At 59.0% G+C, this 16653-nt stretch carries 14 protein-coding genes; 9 read left to right on the top strand and 5 right to left on the bottom strand.

All coding sequences use genetic code 11. The features are described 5' to 3' along the window. A complete protein-coding gene (locus MRBLRC7O_RS17220) occupies positions 1 to 1140 on the bottom strand; it encodes an ROK family transcriptional regulator (RefSeq protein WP_060724936.1) in 1140 nt (379 codons plus the stop codon). A 93-nt stretch (positions 1141 to 1233) separates the two neighbouring features. Between MRBLRC7O_RS17220 and MRBLRC7O_RS17215 the strand changes: the two genes are divergently transcribed. The 6 genes from MRBLRC7O_RS17215 to MRBLRC7O_RS17190 all read left to right on the top strand — a co-directional run bounded on the left by MRBLRC7O_RS17215 (position 1234) and on the right by MRBLRC7O_RS17190 (position 7459). Further along, positions 1234 to 2607, top strand: coding sequence for an ABC transporter substrate-binding protein (locus MRBLRC7O_RS17215; protein WP_112539552.1), 1374 nt, complete (start codon positions 1234 to 1236; stop codon positions 2605 to 2607). Between the two features lie 68 nt (positions 2608 to 2675). Next, the gene (locus MRBLRC7O_RS17210) at positions 2676 to 3587 is read left to right on the top strand and encodes a carbohydrate ABC transporter permease (protein ID WP_111792167.1); all 912 of its coding nucleotides are present in this window, start codon (positions 2676 to 2678) and stop codon (positions 3585 to 3587) included. Further along, positions 3587 to 4663: a carbohydrate ABC transporter permease gene (locus tag MRBLRC7O_RS17205; protein ID WP_003509549.1), complete on the top strand. Its 1077-nt coding sequence runs from the start codon at positions 3587 to 3589 to the stop codon at positions 4661 to 4663. The genes MRBLRC7O_RS17210 and MRBLRC7O_RS17205 overlap by 1 nt, the downstream gene beginning before the upstream one ends. A gap of 5 nt (positions 4664 to 4668) precedes the next feature. Then, on the top strand, positions 4669 to 5781 hold the full coding sequence (locus MRBLRC7O_RS17200) for an ABC transporter ATP-binding protein (RefSeq protein WP_060724933.1): 1113 nt from the start codon (positions 4669 to 4671) through the stop codon (positions 5779 to 5781). Positions 5782 to 5792: 11 nt separating this feature from the next. Next, positions 5793 to 6518 carry a glycerophosphodiester phosphodiesterase gene (gene ugpQ / locus MRBLRC7O_RS17195; protein ID WP_107677219.1) on the top strand — a complete coding sequence of 242 codons (726 nt, stop codon included), beginning with the start codon at positions 5793 to 5795 and terminating at the stop codon, positions 6516 to 6518. Positions 6519 to 6544: 26 nt separating this feature from the next. Continuing rightward, positions 6545 to 7459, top strand: coding sequence for a TIM barrel protein (locus tag MRBLRC7O_RS17190; protein ID WP_060724931.1), 915 nt, complete (start codon positions 6545 to 6547; stop codon positions 7457 to 7459). Positions 7460 to 7537: 78 nt separating this feature from the next. Here the strand turns inward: MRBLRC7O_RS17190 and eglC are convergent, their stop codons facing one another. Continuing rightward, the gene (gene eglC / locus MRBLRC7O_RS17185; protein WP_060724930.1) at positions 7538 to 8935 is read right to left on the bottom strand and encodes an endo-1,3-1,4-beta-glycanase EglC; all 1398 of its coding nucleotides are present in this window, start codon (positions 8933 to 8935) and stop codon (positions 7538 to 7540) included. Positions 8936 to 9209: 274 nt separating this feature from the next. Between eglC and greA the strand changes: the two genes are divergently transcribed. After that, positions 9210 to 9692 carry a transcription elongation factor GreA gene (gene greA / locus MRBLRC7O_RS17180; protein WP_020012115.1) on the top strand — a complete coding sequence of 161 codons (483 nt, stop codon included), beginning with the start codon at positions 9210 to 9212 and terminating at the stop codon, positions 9690 to 9692. Positions 9693 to 9746: 54 nt separating this feature from the next. Here the strand turns inward: greA and MRBLRC7O_RS17175 are convergent, their stop codons facing one another. Together MRBLRC7O_RS17175 and MRBLRC7O_RS17170 are read right to left on the bottom strand one after the other, a co-directional pair. Beyond that, a complete protein-coding gene (locus MRBLRC7O_RS17175) occupies positions 9747 to 11171 on the bottom strand; it encodes an O-antigen ligase family protein (RefSeq protein ID WP_060724928.1) in 1425 nt (474 codons plus the stop codon). A 138-nt stretch (positions 11172 to 11309) separates the two neighbouring features. Beyond that, complete coding sequence (locus tag MRBLRC7O_RS17170; RefSeq protein WP_367727506.1) at positions 11310 to 12644, bottom strand: SGNH/GDSL hydrolase family protein; 1335 nt, start codon at positions 12642 to 12644, stop codon at positions 11310 to 11312. Positions 12645 to 13056: 412 nt separating this feature from the next. Here MRBLRC7O_RS17170 and MRBLRC7O_RS17165 point away from each other — a divergent pair, with 412 nt between their 5' ends. Together MRBLRC7O_RS17165 and MRBLRC7O_RS17160 are read left to right on the top strand one after the other, a co-directional pair. Then, the gene (locus tag MRBLRC7O_RS17165; RefSeq protein ID WP_065695111.1) at positions 13057 to 14205 is read left to right on the top strand and encodes a glycosyltransferase family 4 protein; all 1149 of its coding nucleotides are present in this window, start codon (positions 13057 to 13059) and stop codon (positions 14203 to 14205) included. Between the two features lie 55 nt (positions 14206 to 14260). Next, on the top strand, positions 14261 to 15355 hold the full coding sequence (locus MRBLRC7O_RS17160) for a glycosyltransferase family 4 protein (RefSeq protein ID WP_060724926.1): 1095 nt from the start codon (positions 14261 to 14263) through the stop codon (positions 15353 to 15355). A gap of 40 nt (positions 15356 to 15395) precedes the next feature. Here MRBLRC7O_RS17160 and MRBLRC7O_RS17155 read toward each other — a convergent pair whose 3' ends face one another. Further along, positions 15396 to 16601, bottom strand: coding sequence for a glycosyltransferase family 4 protein (locus tag MRBLRC7O_RS17155; protein WP_112346472.1), 1206 nt, complete (start codon positions 16599 to 16601; stop codon positions 15396 to 15398). Between the last annotated feature and the right edge of the window lie 52 nt (positions 16602 to 16653).

Here is a 16653-nt window from a genome sequence, read left to right as displayed (position 1 = left end):
TCAGTCCGTTTCGCCAATACTGTGCAGGATCATTGCCGCCGCGCCGAAGGCCACGGGGTCCGTTGCGACGACCCCGGGCAGCAGGATTTGTGGCTGGATGACCTTAGCGCCGCTGAACGGGTCCGAAACCTCATAATCCAGCCACGTCGCCAGTTTTTCGCGCACCATCCTCGGCAACGTGCCGCCGACATAGATGGCGTCGGGCGCCAATACGGCGCTGACGGCGAAGCCAAGGCGGGCAACCTGTGGCCCGGCCCGGTCCAGCCACGCGTCAAGCACGGCGGCGTTGCGGGACAGGTAGTCCGTCCAGATGTCAGGAGCCCGTCCGGAGGGTTTTTCGCCGACATGCTCGAGGCACCAGGCCGCCAAATCTTCGAAAGAGGGCCGTGAGTTTCCGCGACCACGCAGGGCGCCGATCTCGCCGGCATTGCCGAGAAAACCGCGATAAAGTTCGTTCCTGATGATGATGCCGCCGCCGATACCTTCGGATAGGTAGAGATAGGCGAAATTTTCGTGCCCCGCCGTATTGCCGAGCGTGAGTTCGCCCATGGCCGCCGCATTGGCGTCGTTTTCGATAATCACCGGGCAGCGCAGCGCCTCGCGCAGCATGGTGGAAAGGTCGGAACCCGCCCAGGAAATGACCTCGTCAGCAAGATCGAGCGACATCGCCTCGTTGCGAAAGCGGGTCGGCATGGCAATCGCCGCACCGATCAGGTCGTTGCGGCTAATCGCGTTTTTTGAAAGCAGCTCTTCGGATCCTTCCTCAAGTGCCCGCTGGACATCGGAAAACGCGTCATAGGAACGGCGCATCTGCAATTCGCCAACGATCTCCCCGCCGAAATTCAGCAGCGTCAGCATCACCGAATAACGATTGGCATGGGCGCCGAGGGCATAACCGACGGTTTTCTTGAGCATGAGGTCGATATGGGGAGCGCCGCGGCCTTCCTGCCGGCGCGCGCCTTCCTCGATAAGACCGCGTTCCAGCAGGTTGCGAGTCATCATGCTCACGGCCGCCGGTGTGACGTTGCAATATTCCGCAAGTTCGACCCGCGATGCCGAGCCCTTGCGCCTGATGTAACCCAGAAGTGCGCCCTGTGTCGCGCCGATACCCGCAAATCCGCCGTTTCGTTTCTCAGCCAAAGTTCTGCTCTCCCAGCTTTAGTGCCGGAAATGTCATAAAGCTGTAAATTAAGCAACTTAATTAAATAATCAGTTTCAACGGGAATGCACCTCATGTTTAAATCTCTTTCCCTGGCGGCCACGGTCGCCATCGGCGCACTTTTGCCGGCCATTGCCTTTGCCGAAGACATCAACGTCAAACTCTGGACGCTCGCCGACAAGAACGCGCCCGCCCGCGTCACCAACATTGAAGCGGCGGCCGGCATCATGAACGCGCACTTCAAGGCCGCCGGCGTCGACAAGCGCATCGTCGTCGACACGAACAATAGCAGCGTGCAGGGCTGGGACGGTTTCGCTCTCGATACGCTGAAGGCATTTTCGGTGGGGCAGGGGCCGGATATCTACATTCTGCCGCATGAATGGATTGGCCAGTTCGCGCAGGACGGTTATGCCATGCCGATGGAAGACAGGATCGCCGCCGCCCCGTGGGTCTATGGCGATATTCTTCCGGTCCTCTGGAATTCGGCCAAGGGCACCGACGGCAAGATTTACGGTATTCCACAGGACGCGGAAATCCGCATGTTCTTCTACAATAAGGACATGCTGCGCAAGATCGGCAAGGACGAGGCCTTTATCGAAAGCCTGCCGGCCAAGGTCGATGCCGGTGAATTCACGCTCGATGATCTGACCGCGCTGTCGAAGGAAGTGGTCGACGGCAAGGCCGCTCAATATGGCATGCTGCATCGCCCGAATGTCGGTATCGACTATCTGATGGTGTTTCAGTCCTATGGCGTGAAGTTCATGGACGAAAAGACCGGCAAGCTTGTCTTCCCCAAGGCGGAAATGGTGAAGGCGCTCGGCTGGTATGAGCGCAACGCCAAGCAGGGCGTCACGCCGGTCGACAATACCGCCATGAGCTGGGAAGCCATCCAGACCGCCTTCAAACAGGAAAAGGCCTTCATCTTCCATCAGGGCGTGTGGGCCGTTGCCTGGCAGGTTGGTGACAAGAACGGCGCAACCTGGCCGACCGATCGCGAAGGATATTTCAACAAGATCGGCTGGATTTCCGCACCGGCAGCCGAAAAGGGCGGCAAACCGGCCAACCTGTCGCATCCGTTGCTCTATACCGTCAACCCGAAGAGCGCCAATGCCGATATTGCCGCCGATCTCGTGGCGCTGGCGACCTTGCCCTATTTCAACAACGAGCACGCCGTCACTTCCTATCACACGGCCATCAGCAACGCGCAGACGGCCATGCCGAAATACCGCGACAACTGGGTTCTTTCCGCCGCTTCGCCGATGATGAAGGACGCACAGTTCGTGCCTAATCACACCAAGTTCGGCAGCTACAACAAGGTGCTGTTCAGCGGCCTGCAGGCGGTCGAGACCGGCAAGATGACGGCCGAACAGGCAGTCGATTTCATCGCCGACGAACTCGAACTGCAATTCGGCGCGGATATCGAAATCCGCGAAGCCGCAAGCAACTGAGTTTTGTCCGACACCACGCCGCCCGGTTACGCCGGGCGGCTTTCCCGTGTTCCCACCGGTATATCCCAATGTCTCAGTTCCAGCTCAGGGCGCGTCGTCCGGCCCGGCCGATTTTTTATCTGGCGCCGGCTCTTGCCCTGCTCGGCGTCTTTTTCCTGGCGCCGATCGTCGTCAATCTGGTGATCGCCTTTACCGATATGGGCGCGAATCTGAAGGTCGGCAAATTCACGGTCGAGAATTTCCAGCGCATGGTGCAGCGTGATGTACGCTTGCCGGTCGTGCTTTTGACGACATTCATCTATGTCGGCGCAACGCTGTTTCTCTTCAATATCGGCCTCGGTGCACTTCTGGCGGTCACGACGACGGCGATACCCGACAGGCTGGGCAATTTCTTCCGCGGCCTGTGGCTGCTGCCGCGCATGAGCCCGGCCGTGCTTTACGGCGTGCTCTGGATATGGATTGCCGATCCGACCTCCTCCGGCCTGCTCAACCAGTTCCTCGGTATGCTCGGCGCACCGGCTCTCAACCTGCGCAACGACTTTCCGCTGTTTCTGGTGGTGGTGGCGAACGGCGTCGTCGGCGCATCCTTCGCCATGGTCATCCTGACATCGTCGATCCGCTCGATACCCTCGCATCTCGCCAATGCGGCGCGCGTCGATGGCGCCAGCGAATGGGGCGTGCTCCGCCACGTTATCGCACCGGCGCTTTCGGCTCCGATCCGTTTCATCACGCTCTATCAGGCGCTGTCGCTGATGACGACCTATGAATATATCCTGCTGATCACCGGCGGTGGCCCTGTCTACGACAGCACCACCTATGCGCTTTATATCTACCGGCGCGCCTTCGAAAACGGTGCTTACGCCTATGGCGCGGCGCTGGCGCTCGGCCTGATGGTCATCGGCGTCGCCGTGACCCTCGTTCAATGGCGCGTCAGCAACATGCGCGCGACCTTTGCCCCCGCCAAAATCGAGGTGCTGTGATGACGCTCGTTCAAAGCCACGCCCGGCGCGCCTCCGATCTGAAACCGGACTGGGCGCATCTTGAAAGACGCAGCCGCGCCCATCGTGTCGGCTTCCTTCCCGTCATCCTCGTGTTTCTCACGGTCGTCTCCGTCCCGGTTCTCCTGCCCTATCTCTGGCTGCTGGTGAAATCGCTGACCAGTTCCGACGACAATCTCAGCCGGCTGGTGCTGTGGCGCAGCGGCGCGATTGCCGCGCTGGCCTATTTCGGGGCGATTGCGATCGCGCTGTTTTCAGCACGCCTGCGTAACCCCGCACTGCTCTGGCTCGCGCTCGGCGTCGTGGTGGCGGCGCTGGTCTTCGTGCTTGTGCTGCCGCATCTGACCATCGAGAATTACAGCTTCCTGTGGAGCCGTGACATCGAGAAAACCGGTAATACCCGCATTGCGCTGATGCCGTCCGTCTGGACAGCCATGCGAAGCTCGCTGCTGTTTGCCGCTTCCCAGACCCTGATCGTTGCGCTGGTCGCCACGCCGGCCGCCTATGCGCTGTCGCGCTTTGCCTTTGCCGGACGTGAAAACATCCTGCGCGGACTTCTGCTGCTGCATGCATTTCCCGCACTGGCGCTGACTGTCGCGATCTTCGTGCAGCTGCATTATATGGGCCTTCTCAACAATCTCTTCGGTGTCGTGCTGGTCATGAGCGCGCTGGAATTGCCCTTTGCGATCTTCGTTCTCAAGGGCTTCTTCGACAATGTCCCCTGGGACATCGAGATGAGTGCCGTCACCGATGGCGCGACCCGTTTCCAGGCTTTTCGCATGGTGGTTCTGCCGCAGGTCAGAAGCGGGCTGATAGCTGTCGCCACCTTCACCTTTCTGCGTGGCTGGGAAGAATATGTCTTTGTCCAGACCCTGCTCATCGAAAAAAGCCAGATGACGATGAGCCTCTACCTCTTCTTCGTGGCACAGGACAGCGTGGGCGTGAATTACGGCATGATCGCCGCTGTCGGCATCATCTATCTGCTGCCTGTGCTGATCATTTACATCTTCACCCAGAAATACATCACCCAGATGAGTTTCGGCGGGATCAAAGGATAATCGCCATGGCCAGGATCACCCTCGACAAAGTCACCAAAAGCTGGGGTGACACCCGGGTTCTGCAACCCATGACGCTGACGATCGAAGACGGCGAATTCGTCGCCGTTCTCGGCCCGTCGGGATGCGGAAAATCGACCACGCTTTTCCTGCTCGCCGGGCTTTACGCGCCGACCGGCGGAGAGATCGCCTTCGACGGCCACAACGTCAACCGCATCGATGCGCGCGACCGCAATGTCGGCATCGTCTTCCAGTCCTATGCGCTTTATCCCAATCTGACGGTGCGGCAGAACATCGCCTTTCCGCTGCGTTTCAAGGATGTGCCGCGCGAGGAGGCGGCGCGGCGGGTGGAGGAGGCGGCAAGCCTCGTGCAGATCAGCGCTTTGCTGGACCGGCGGCCCTCGCAGCTTTCCGGCGGTCAGCAGCAGCGTGTGGCGCTGGCTAGAGCGTTGGTCAAGGAGCCGAATATCCTGCTTCTGGACGAGCCGCTCTCCAATCTCGATGCAACCCTGCGCATCACCATGCGGGCCGAGCTGAAAAACCTGCAGAAGCGGCTGAAGATCACCACTCTGATCGTCACCCATGACCAGATCGAGGCGATCACCATGGCAGACAGGATCATCTGCATGAACAATGGCACGATTGCCCAGATCGGTACGCCTGACGATCTTTATCGCCGGCCCAACAACCTGTTCGTCGCCGGGTTCATCGGCACGCCGCCGATGAACCTCTTGAAGGGGCAGGCGCAGGGCGAGCAGCTGTGGATCGGCGATGCCCGGCTCGACATCAATGCCCGTTGCGACGGTGAGATCACTTTCGGGCTGCGCCCCGAGGATATCACCCTTACCGAGCCAGCCGAAGCGTGGCTTGAAGGGGCGGTCGCCACCGTCGAGCCGATGGGGCGCGAGGTTTTCTACAGCATCGACACACCCGCAGGTGTCATCCATGCGCTGGAATATGGCGAGACGATAAGGCATGCGCCCGGTGAGCGGGTTGGCATCAGCTGCAAATCCGGTCTGACCCTTGTTTTTGACGCAGCCGGCAACCGCATTGCCGGACTGCACGCCGATCTTTCCCACAATTCGACCACGCCGGCGCGTCAGCCGGAACCCGTAAACTGACAGGACATTCCATGCCCAAAATTGTCTCCCATCGCGGCGCCAACCGTTTCGCGCCCGAAAACACCTTTGCCGCCGCCGATCTCGCTCTAGAGCAGGGTGCGGATTATATCGAGCTTGATGTGCGCGAGAGTGCGGATGGCATACTGTATGTCTTTCACGACGAAACGCTTGACCGCACGACCGACGGTACCGGGCCTATCGGCCATGCCCTGTCGAGCGAGATCGATGCGCTGGATGCGGGCAGCTGGTTCGGGGAAAACTTCAAGGGCGCTGTGGTGCCGCGTCTTGATGCCTATCTTCGCCATTTGCGCGGCCGCTGCGGCGTTTATGTCGAGCTGAAATATTGCGATCCCGTCAAGGTCGCCGCCCTGGTGCGCGATCTCGGCATGTTGCGCGATACTTTCTTTTTCTCCTTTTCCGAGGAAATGCGCCGCGGTCTGCAGGCCATCGCACCCGAATTCCGCAAGATGATGACGCTCGACATTGCGAAGTCGCCTTCGCTGGCGACGGCCGTGCACCATGCCTCGATCATAGAGATCACGCCGGCACAGATGCGGCGGCCCGGTCTTGTCGCGGCATGCCGCAAGGCCGGTCTCGAAATCATGGTCTATTACGGCGGTGATGACATCGACCTTCATAAAGAGATCGCATTGGCCGGGGTAGACTACGTCAACATCGACCGCCCGGACCTGTTCGATACGGTGCGCCGTACCGCGCGGCTCCCTGAATTCGCATAACCTTCCTTCCCCTTGGAGATCATGACATGAGCAATCTTATAGGTACCGGCTTCAACGCCGGCTCGGACGATGGCGAACTGGCCACCCTTGAAAGCGATCTTCGCGCGCTTGCCGAAATTGGCTGCGACACCGTGGAAATCGCCGCAACAAGCCTCGATATGATCGCTGGCGGCCGGATCATCGAGGAGCGCGCCGACCGTTTCGTGTCGCTCGCAAAGCAGTTCGACTTCCGCTACACCGTGCACGGTCTCGTCTCTTCGAATTTCATGGACCCGGTGACATGCCGTTACCAGATCGATGCGGCCAAGGCGCTTGCCGTTCTCTGTGACCGTATCGGCGCAGGCATCCTCGTCCAGCACAGCGGCGCCCTGCGTGCCGACCAGATCGCCGAACGGGCCGATGCCGACAGCCGCGAGCGGGAAGCGCTTTTCGAACTGGCGGAGTTCTGCAGGCCCTATGGCGTGCGTATCGCCCTTGAGAATATCTTCTCCACCGAGCCCGGCCAATACCGCCAGACGCCGGCCGAAGTGGCTGCGACCGTGAAGGCTGTCGGTCACGACAATGTCGTGGCGCTGATCGACTTCAGCCATGCCTATCTCGAATCCACCTATCGTGGCCTCGATTTCCGCGATGAGCTTCGCGCCATGGCGCCGGTTGCCGGCCATCTGCATGTGCACGATTCCTTCGGCCGCCCGCAGGGCTTTTATCAGCCTTATTTTGCCCAGGAAAACACGGCGCTTGGCATCGGCGATCTGCACATGCCGCTCGGCTGGGGCGACATTGACTGGCAGGACATCTTCTCGGAACTTTCCTTCCTGCCTAATACCGTGCTGATGATGGAAATCGGCCGCCGCTATCGCGCCGAGCAGCCGGCAAGCCTCGAAACGGCGCGGCATCTGATGTCGCTTAATGCCGCCCGCACCCAACTCGCAGCCGAGTGATGGCCTAAACAAGGTGTAATTCGACAGGCTGATGTTTGAAACACCGGCAGTCCCGATGCGACTGCCGGTGTTTTGGGTTTACGCTGCCCAGTCGGAGAGCGAATAGGCCCTGATATAATCGATCATCATCTGCGAGCCGTCGCTGAAATCAGCATCCGATGGTGTTCCCGCGGTTCCACCGACGGCAAGGTTGACGACCATATACATGGGGTCATGCATATCATCAGGCGTCTCCGTCTGTGCCACGGCGACATCGTCGAAATACCAGGTTATGTGTTCGGCATCCCACAAAACGCCATAAGTGTGAAACCCTTCCGTGCTCGGCACGCTGACATTGTTGATGACCGATGTCTGTTCACCGGTGGCGTTGGAATGGGCGGACATGATGAGCGTATTGGGATTCTGGCCGCGCATTTCGATGACATCGAGTTCCGGCGGCCAGGAGCCGTCTTCGGGCAGGAGCCAGAAGGCAGGCCAGGCGCCCCGGTCGGTCGGCATATCGGCGCGAATTTCGAAATATCCATAGGTCTGGCTGAAGGAGGAATAGGTGTTCAGCATGCCGGAGGTATAATCGTAACCCTCGACTTCATCGGCAATCGATTGCGCGGTTTTCTCGGCGGATATCGTCAGGACGCCGTTTGCAACGCTGAACGGATTGACCTCCGACGTGCCGGCATAAGAGGGGTTGATGTACCATTGCGCCTCACCATTCGTCGTCAGCGAGCTTCCCTTTTCGGGTGCCCACCAATATTTGGCGTCCCAGGTGCCCTGATTGCCACTGCGCAGGGACAGCGCGTCGAATTCATCGGCAAAGGTCTGGGTGAGAGAGGATCGATCGAGGCTGAGCTCGAACTGGTCGGCCTGAAGGTCGTCTATGGTTTTTCCTGCAAGAACGATGGCCTCGCCATTTGAAAAATTGAGCCACAGGTCGCTGCCCTGCTGCGTGGCGTTGCCGGCCAGCTGATCGAAGGATGTGATACCGTAACCATTCAGCCGGATCGTGTCATTGGCGCTGAAATCAATGATGAGATCTGTACCGTTGCCGCTCGTAAAAACGAAAGTGTCGGCCCCGCCGCCACCGATCAGTACGTCGTTGCCGGACCCGCCATCGATCGTCTGGCTGCCCGATCCGCCGGTGATGATATTGTCGAGTGAATTGCCGAAGGCATAACGACCGTCACCCGTTACCCTGAGATTCTCGAAATTGTCGGGCAAGGTGTAACTCATCCAAGTATCGATGGTGTCAATGCCCTCCCCGGCATTTTCGACGGCGCGATTGATACCGGAATAGAGATAATAGATATCGTCGCCGGTGCCGCCCGCCATGGTCACGTTGACGGAGCTATCACCCCACATGGAATCATTGCCGGCAGTGCCGGCGAGCCGCGGGCCGGAGCCCGTGGCGGAGAAAAATCCGGTGGAACTGCCGCTGTAATAGAGTGTGTCTCCAAGCGCATTCACTACTGTCCGGGCCATGAACCGTCTCCTGTCCGTTAGCGTTGGTGTCCTCACTCCTCCTGCTGCACACCCTAACAGGGCAAAAAGCCTCCTGTTAGGCCGAAATATAAGGGGTATGTTCCCCTGCGGTTGCATTCAGCTGTTGAACGGGCGCGTTGTCATCGGCCGGTTCCGCCTGTTATATGTCGGGTTTTGAACCATCGGCGCGCTCTTGCTGTACCCCTACGGGTGATGGCAAGATCGGGGCGGATTGCAGATGTCCGCGCGGCATCTGAGGAATGGAGTATCAGGATTGAGCGTAGCCTTTACCAAGGAAGACAGCGCGGAAACCGCAGCCGAAACCGTTCTGCCGGATCGAGTAATCTCGCCTCATCCCAATCTGGTAACGCAGTCCGGGCTCAAGGCGCTGGAAGAGCAGTTGCGACTGGCGCGCGAAGCCTGTGAGGCGGCCAATGCCATTGAAGACATCAATGAAAGACGGCGCATTTCCGCCAACCCGCTACGGGATCTGCGATATTTCTCCGAGCGGGTTCGCACCGCCCAACTGATGCCTGATCCGCCAGCGGATGGCGTCGTCGCCTTCGGCAGTCTGGTGACGTTCAGCCGCGATGACGGACGAACGCAACGGTTTCGAATCGTCGGCGAAGATGAGGCCGACCCGGCTGCCGGAACGATGTCCTATGTCTCCCCGGTTGCAAGGGTGCTGATGGGAAAAATGGCTGGTGATCTGGTCAGTTTGGCCGGCAGGGAGATCGAAATCATCGAAGTCGCCTGACGCCCGGGCCGGACTGGGTAAAATGGGCCCTCAAAAATAAGGGCCTTCTTGTTGCTATCTGCCGTCAGACAATAAGGGGCTGAGGCCCGGATTACCGATAACGATTCCTTCTTCTCGGTGGCGAGCGTCATCTGCTGTTCCCAGCATCCGCATCACTGTGGTCTTCAGGAAGAGCCTGAAGTCCAGATCTATGGCGGCGTAGGCGAGGGCAAGCCCCACATGGGCCATGAAGACGGGATTGAAATTCAGCTCTTCGAACTGATAGCCGATAATGATCCCGATCGCCGAATAGACGAAAAAGCCGATCTTGCGTTTTCGGAAAATTGCATAAAACAGCGCAAAGGCGCTCATCATGCAAAATCCCAGGCCGGAAGCGTAGGCGGTGGCCATAAAGCCGTTATGGGGCGTGCCGATCTTTGCGATACGCGCAAGCTCTTCGTATCGAGCTGTAAATCCGATGCCCAAAGGATGCAGGAACATGACCTGAAAACCGCCGGTGATCGTCTCCCACCGCTCATGCAAGTTGTTGCTGCTATTGCTGTCCTCGAGAAAACGTTTCGAAAATACCTCCCCCGCGAAGTCGAAAGCGCCGAGCGGCAGAACGGCGGCGATGACAAGGGCGCATAAAGCAAAGCCGAAATACGTGCTGAGCAGCATTTTGACCGAAAAATTCCGGACGTAAAAATAAAGTCCGATGGCGAGCACGGCAAACACACCCGAGCGGTTGAGCGTGAGCGTAAAGCTTGCCAGGTATATGAGCAGAAACACCGCAAACAGCGCGGGCCGTCTTTGGCGTTCGGCGAGATAGGCAGCGGCTGCTCCGGCCAGTGCGAAGGCTGGTCCAGCGGTGTTTCCCACAGGCCAGATGCCGCCTGCCTTTTCGACGCGCAAAAGCAGCGGCGTTATTTCACCTTTTGCCGCGAGTTCCAGGACGCCCGCTTCATCGAACATGAAGGACAATCCGAGGGAGGCAAGCTGGTCATGAATGACGATGTCAAGGAAAAGCAGGATAGTCACGGCTATGAAGCCCGCGAACATGCCCCAGCAGAACAGTTCGAGAAGGTTCTCCTTGAACAGCATGTAGGCAAAGAAGAGAAAATAGACCGCATAAAAATAGGTCATCGCCGTCGTATAAAATTCGCCATCGCCACGCGCGTCGGCAAACAGCGCCGTGAGTGCAAACAGGACCGTTAGCGGCAGGAGGTAAAACAGGACGATCGACGGTGTCAGGCAGCGAATGTAAAGCAGCGCAATGACGGGCAGCGTCATCAGCACCAGCATGTCGGTAATGTTGAGGAAACGCAGGCCGATATTGCTGGTCACCACGTTGCACTGAATGAAGAAACCGATGGAAAAAACGAATATCGCGAGAAAGATGCCGGGAATATTGATCGTTTTTGAGGGATAAAGCGGCATTGCCAAAACGAAACCCGGTAGGGCGGGCAGGCGCGATGCCGCATGATTTTTTCGTTTTTTCATTCGCGGCCTTTATCTTTTGTAGGCGGATTTCGACGGTCCCTTAGAGGGGGGTGTTACCGCGCGGCAATAAATATAATATGGCGACCATTAGTGGGCTCGATGACGTCGCCACGCAAGATAATTTTATCCGTTTCTCCATTAGACAAGATTGCCTTTCGGCAAATCCCCTTCGACCGCGATGATGCGCTGAATGTGAACTGGCTCATTTGAGGCGGGCGCGCTGGTGCCGAATGCGGGAAGGATGCGCAGATAAAAATTATACCCGGTCGGGCTCATGTCTGGATCTATGGCGATCCCGTTGGCGATCGCCCACATCCAGCCGCTGTTACCGGAGATGTTGGCGCCTCCAAATTGGAGGGCGGAGCAAATGATCGTCCTGACTGCGCCGCCGCTTTTAGCAACCAGCATGATGTAAGGGAGACGTTGCTTCTCGTTGTTTTTGTAGAGCACGGCGAATGAAATCGTCCTGCCGATCATCGCTGCGGCCTCCGCATTGCGGAAGTAACGCGTGAGCCCGGCGATCTGGCTGCCATTCGCATAGAGCGCGAGGCTGCTTGCGAAGGACGGGGAGAAGATGATTTCGGTGGTTTTGGTGGCCGAGCCTGGCGAAGTCAGCCCCCAGCCTGTGGGAGCGGAGCCCGACCAGTCAGTAAAGTCACCATTCCCTATGAGATTGGCGGCAGGCAGCTTCGGCCAGCAAGGTGTCTGAAAACCGCTGTCGGACGCCGAAGTGAGGTAGGAATCGAACAGGGTTCGGGCAATGAGCCGCGATCCAGCATCGTTCGGGTGGATATTGTCCCGATAAAGGGCGGCGTCCTTGGCCTTCGCCAGAAATGCCGCATGCGTATCCACCAGCGTAAGGTTCGGATGTGCTCGGGCCAAATCGAGGATTGCCTGATAGACCTTGTCGTAACCCGTCCCATCACGCCACGGGTTCTGCGTGGTGATGAGCTGTGGCGTGCCCGGCCATTGCCATTCGGTCATGCCGAGCGGGCCGAGCAGGGTGGATCGCCCGGAGCTCAAAATGCCGCCAGGCACCTCGAAGGTTTGCATATTATGGCCCTGATGCAGGATGCAAAGATCCGGACGGGGGATATTCAGCGCCGCTGCGCGCTGTTCCGCGAGCATGTAACCCGCCATGCCGCCGGGTAGCGTTGTGAGATAGACCGCCAGCCTCGCCCCCTTACTGGCGCGCAGCGTGACCGGTTCCGCATAGGCTTTTGGCCCGGTGGCGGCATTCGTTTCCCATTCCGCCCAGCGGTGTAACACCACCGTCGTATCGTGCAGTTCGCCGAGCATCATCGCAAATTGCTGAAATGGTCCGGCTTCGGCATGGGCGGTGCTGTCGCCGTTCACGAACAGCGTGGCATTCTGACCCGCTGTCAGCCGGGCGCGCAGGACAGAGAACGCCGTCAAGGAAAGACCGATGGCGCCCATGGTCCGGGGGCGGATGCCGAGCGTTACGCCGATCATGCCGCCACCTCTTCCGTTCGTGCCATATATATGCATATGTTGTATCCGAGCGCTGTCATCGTTCGTTCTCCTGGTCTGGCCTCAGGATAATTCCGCCATGAGGCACGGGAAAAAATGCCGGGAGCGGGATGGCGATCAGCGCATAAAAACAAACGTCATGAATTTTTCTTGCATTTCGTCTGAAGTATAAAAATAGAATAATTGTATTTTACTTTTGCTATTTTTAAATTTTATTACTAATAAAGGTTCTGATGCTGGTATTTTTATCTAGCAATGTGCATTTCTCTGTAATCTCCGACGAAGATATCCCTGTCGCTATCGGGCAGGATGGTTCTTTTCGCAGGGGTGCTGTTCATGCCCGCAATCAAGACCAGACGCATCGTGGGTTCTCTCCTACGGCAGGGGAGACGGCATGACATCCGCTCTTTTTGTCAGCCATACCGGAGAAAAGGGCGGCGCCGAACTTTTTCTGGCTGATCTCGTCAAGGGTGGACCGCATTCCTGGCGCGCTTGTTTTCTCAGTGGTGGTGCGGCCGCAGATGATTTGGTTGACGCCGGGCGGCCACCGGTCATGCTGTCCGCCGGAGAAAAAATGCTGTCGATCCGCCGCAATGCGTCGTTCGGCGCCCTGTTACGCGGAGCGGCTGATGTGATGGCGGTCGCCCGGCAATTGAGCCGGGAGGCGCGGCATTATGATGTGATCTGCGCCAACTCGCAAAAGGCGCTTTTTGTCTGCGCGCTGGCCGCGAAGCTCAGCCGTCGCCCGCTCGTCTGGATTTTGCACGATATCGTCACCGATCCCGCTTTCAGCACCACCAACCGTCGGGCTTCGCTGGCATTTGCGCGCCTTTTCGCCAGGCTGGTGGCTGTCAACTCCGAGGAGACGGGCCGGGCTTTCATCGAAGCCGGCGGTGAGGCGAATAAGGTTCGCATCGTTTACAACGGCTTCGATCCCGCCAGGGCAAAGGTCTACGAGCCGGGCACGGCCGCGCGGCTGCGAGCGGAACTGGGTTTTGGTCCGCAGCCGCTTGTCGGCCTTTTTGGCCGGCTGAGCGAATGGAAGGGACAGCATGTATTTCTGGAGGCGATTGCGGCGATGGAGGGCGTGCAGGCGGTCATCGTTGGTGGCGCACTTTTTGGGCAGGAGGCCTATGAGGCGCGTATCCGCGAACAGGCGTCCCGTCTCGGTCTCGACGATCGCGTCCGCTTCCTCGGTTTCCGCTCGGATGTGCCGGACCTGATGGCGGCGATGGATGCGGTTGCTCACACCTCAATTGTTGCCGAGCCCTTCGGCCGGGTGGTTGTCGAGGCCATGATGTGCGGGCGTCCGGTTGTCGCCACGCGCGGCGGCGGGGTTACCGAAATCATCCGTGACGGCGAAACGGGCCTTCTCGTGCCGCCGGGAGAGCCATCTGCGCTGGCCGCAGCGCTCGGCCGCGTTCTGTCCGATCCGGCTCTGGCGGAAAGGCTGGCGCAAAAGGGGCGGGAGGATGTGAGCCAACGTTTCTCGCTGGAGGAAACCTGTAGGTCCGTTTCCGCGCTGCTGGAGGAGGCAGCGTGAGCTTCCGTTCGGTGATCGACAGGAACAGGCAATGCCGGCAGGCGGAAGGGCCAGGATGCGCATTCTCGTAAACATGCCGAGCCAATATGGCGGCAAGGCCTCCGGTGTTGCCCGCGTAACTTTCAGCCTGCTGGAGCGGCTGCTGGAGCAGACGGCCGACGATTATGTTCTGCGCTCTCCGTGGACGCGGGCGCAACTGCCAGAAAGCCTGCAGGGCAGCCGATTGCAGCTTATCGAGACTCCGCGGCCGCGCATCATGGTTTTTGACGTGGTGCGTCAGGCCGCCATGCTGCCCGCGCTTTGCCGCCGGCATGGCATCGATGTGCTGTTTAACGCCGATCCTTTCGGAAGTCCCCTCGGCGGCAAACGGCGTCTCACCCTTGTTCACGATCTTTATTTCAGAACCATTCCCGAACAGATCGGCTGGCGGGCGACCCTGACGACCGATTTCATCTTCAAGCTGATGATGGCCGGCTCGGATCAGGTCATCTGCGTATCCGACGCGACACGGAAGGATCTGGCGCGTTTTTATCCTGCCGCTGCCAATAAGAGCCTTACCATTCATTCCGACAGTACGCTAAATGTCGATCCCGAGACTCTTGGTTTGGTACCGCCTGTTGCCGGGCGCTACATATTGGTGGTCGGAAACGCGACGTCCAACAAGAATTTTTCCCTCCTTGGCAAAGCCTTTGCCATACTCGGTAAAAAATGGCCGGATCTGCGTGTCGTGCATGTCGGCCGCGACGAGGCGGAGGAAATCGCCGGCGCGCTGGATGATCCGGAATTGAAAACCCGGCTGATCCGGCTTTCCGGAATAGATGACCGGCAGCTGGCCGAACTTTACCGGCATGCCGCCTGCCTTTGTGTACCCTCTACCTATGAAGGGTTCTGCCTGCCGGTGCTGGAGGCGCAGCAGCTGGGATGCCCGGTCGTCTGCTCCAACCGTTCCGCAACGCCGGAGATCGCCGGCCGTGGCGCCCTGACTTTTGATCCGGCGGACACTCGAAGCCTTGTCGATGCGCTTGAGCGGCTTGTGGGGAATCCGGAACTGGCGGGCAGTCTTCGCCAGGCAGGTTATGAAAACCGTAAATTATATTCATGGCAGAAGGCGGCGGAAAGCTACGCGCAGCTTTTTCAAGCGCGGCGTTGAGGCTCCGGGGGCATAAGCGCCTTATCTCGACAGTGACGGTTCATACGTCTTCGGTTTTACGCACATCCGAATAGAGTTTTTCATAGGCCGCAACGACCCCTTCGGGCGCGACGCCTTGCCGAATTCGCTCCCGGGTTTCAGCGGTTTCCTGGAGCATGGCGGGATTGCGCATGGCCTCCGCCATGCGCGCGGCCAGTTCAGCGGCATTGCCCGGCGTAAACAGGCGTTCTGGCCTGTCCGCACCGATCTGCTCGCCAATGCCCGCAAGATTTGCGCCGATGACGGGTACGCCGCGCAGAATGGCTTCGGTGACGGTACGTCCGAAAGCCTCCGGCCATAAGGGCGGGACGATGAGGCAGTCTATGCCGGCGAAGAAATGATCGGCCTCCACATAGCCCGGAAACGTTACCGGAAGGCCGGCTGTCTTTTGCTGATAGGCCTCGATACCATCAGGCGCGCGGCCCGCCATGACCAGTCGCCAGCCTTGCGGCGGCAGGAGCTGCAGGGCCTCGATCAGCAGGTCCGCTCCCTTCGCCGCTTCGATGCGGCCCAGATAACCGAAGACGAGCGGCTCTCCCGGCGCGCGGGGGAGGCGCGGTTGTGGCGAAGCCGGTGGTGAAATCGCATTCCAGATCACGGTGCGGCGGTTTTTAGGCACGTGGGTGAAAAACCCGGCCCGCACATGACGCTCGACGATATCGTGACCAACGCTGGCAACCGCATCGACCGCGCATTGGCAACGCCGGTGGAGGTAAGAAAAGGCGCGGCATTTTTTGCTGCTGCCATCGCAGATATGTCCGTCATGAAACAGCGAGCCGTTGGTGCACATGCTTGTGAAATCATGCAGCGAATGAACGAGCGGAATGCCGCGTTTGCGGATCATCGGCCAGATCAGCGGCGTCAGTTCCGAGAGAGAATGGGTATTGACCACATCCGGCCGGAAATCATCGATGACATGCGCAAGCCGGCGAACTAGGCGCGGATCCAGTTGCACGGCGATCTTGTAGTATTTTCGCTTCCATTCCGGTTGTTGCCCCCAGTCGCCGATAAAGAACGGCGTGGTGTGCCCGAGGCGGTGAATGGCGAAACCGTCTCGCTGTTCCGCTGCCTGCTCTTTACGGGAGATGGCGGCCACCGCGACCGTGTGTCCTTTATCCGCAAGTCCACGCGCGAGGTCTTCCACGAATATTTCCGCACCTCCCACCCGATCCGGAGCAAATAGCGAGGTTATCTGCAATATCCGCATGCTCAAATTCCTGCGCCCATGGCGTTAAGATCACGACAATTATGTTGCATCC

This window comes from Agrobacterium radiobacter (assembly GCF_040801995.1).
Taxonomy (GTDB): domain Bacteria; phylum Pseudomonadota; class Alphaproteobacteria; order Rhizobiales; family Rhizobiaceae; genus Agrobacterium; species Agrobacterium radiobacter.
Note: the sequence above shows the minus strand (reverse complement) of the source record. Positions and strands in the feature narration are given on the sequence as shown.

What these genes read in the sequence shown, in the direction of transcription:
- MRBLRC7O_RS17215 (WP_112539552.1), top strand. Translation starts at nt 1,234, where the DNA reads ATGTTTAAATCTCTTTCCCTGGCGGCCACGGTCGCCATCGGCGCACTT.
- MRBLRC7O_RS17210 (WP_111792167.1), top strand. Translation starts at nt 2,676, where the DNA reads ATGTCTCAGTTCCAGCTCAGGGCGCGTCGTCCGGCCCGGCCGATTTTT.
- MRBLRC7O_RS17205 (WP_003509549.1), top strand. Translation starts at nt 3,587, where the DNA reads ATGACGCTCGTTCAAAGCCACGCCCGGCGCGCCTCCGATCTGAAACCG.
- MRBLRC7O_RS17200 (WP_060724933.1), top strand. Translation starts at nt 4,669, where the DNA reads ATGGCCAGGATCACCCTCGACAAAGTCACCAAAAGCTGGGGTGACACC.
- ugpQ (WP_107677219.1), top strand. Translation starts at nt 5,793, where the DNA reads ATGCCCAAAATTGTCTCCCATCGCGGCGCCAACCGTTTCGCGCCCGAA.
- MRBLRC7O_RS17190 (WP_060724931.1), top strand. Translation starts at nt 6,545, where the DNA reads ATGAGCAATCTTATAGGTACCGGCTTCAACGCCGGCTCGGACGATGGC.
- eglC (WP_060724930.1), bottom strand. Translation starts at nt 8,935, where the DNA reads ATGGCCCGGACAGTAGTGAATGCGCTTGGAGACACACTCTATTACAGC.
- MRBLRC7O_RS17175 (WP_060724928.1), bottom strand. Translation starts at nt 11,171, where the DNA reads ATGAAAAAACGAAAAAATCATGCGGCATCGCGCCTGCCCGCCCTACCG.
- MRBLRC7O_RS17170 (WP_367727506.1), bottom strand. Translation starts at nt 12,644, where the DNA reads ATGATCGGCGTAACGCTCGGCATCCGCCCCCGGACCATGGGCGCCATC.
- MRBLRC7O_RS17165 (WP_065695111.1), top strand. Translation starts at nt 13,057, where the DNA reads ATGACATCCGCTCTTTTTGTCAGCCATACCGGAGAAAAGGGCGGCGCC.
- MRBLRC7O_RS17160 (WP_060724926.1), top strand. Translation starts at nt 14,261, where the DNA reads ATGCGCATTCTCGTAAACATGCCGAGCCAATATGGCGGCAAGGCCTCC.
- MRBLRC7O_RS17155 (WP_112346472.1), bottom strand. Translation starts at nt 16,601, where the DNA reads ATGCGGATATTGCAGATAACCTCGCTATTTGCTCCGGATCGGGTGGGA.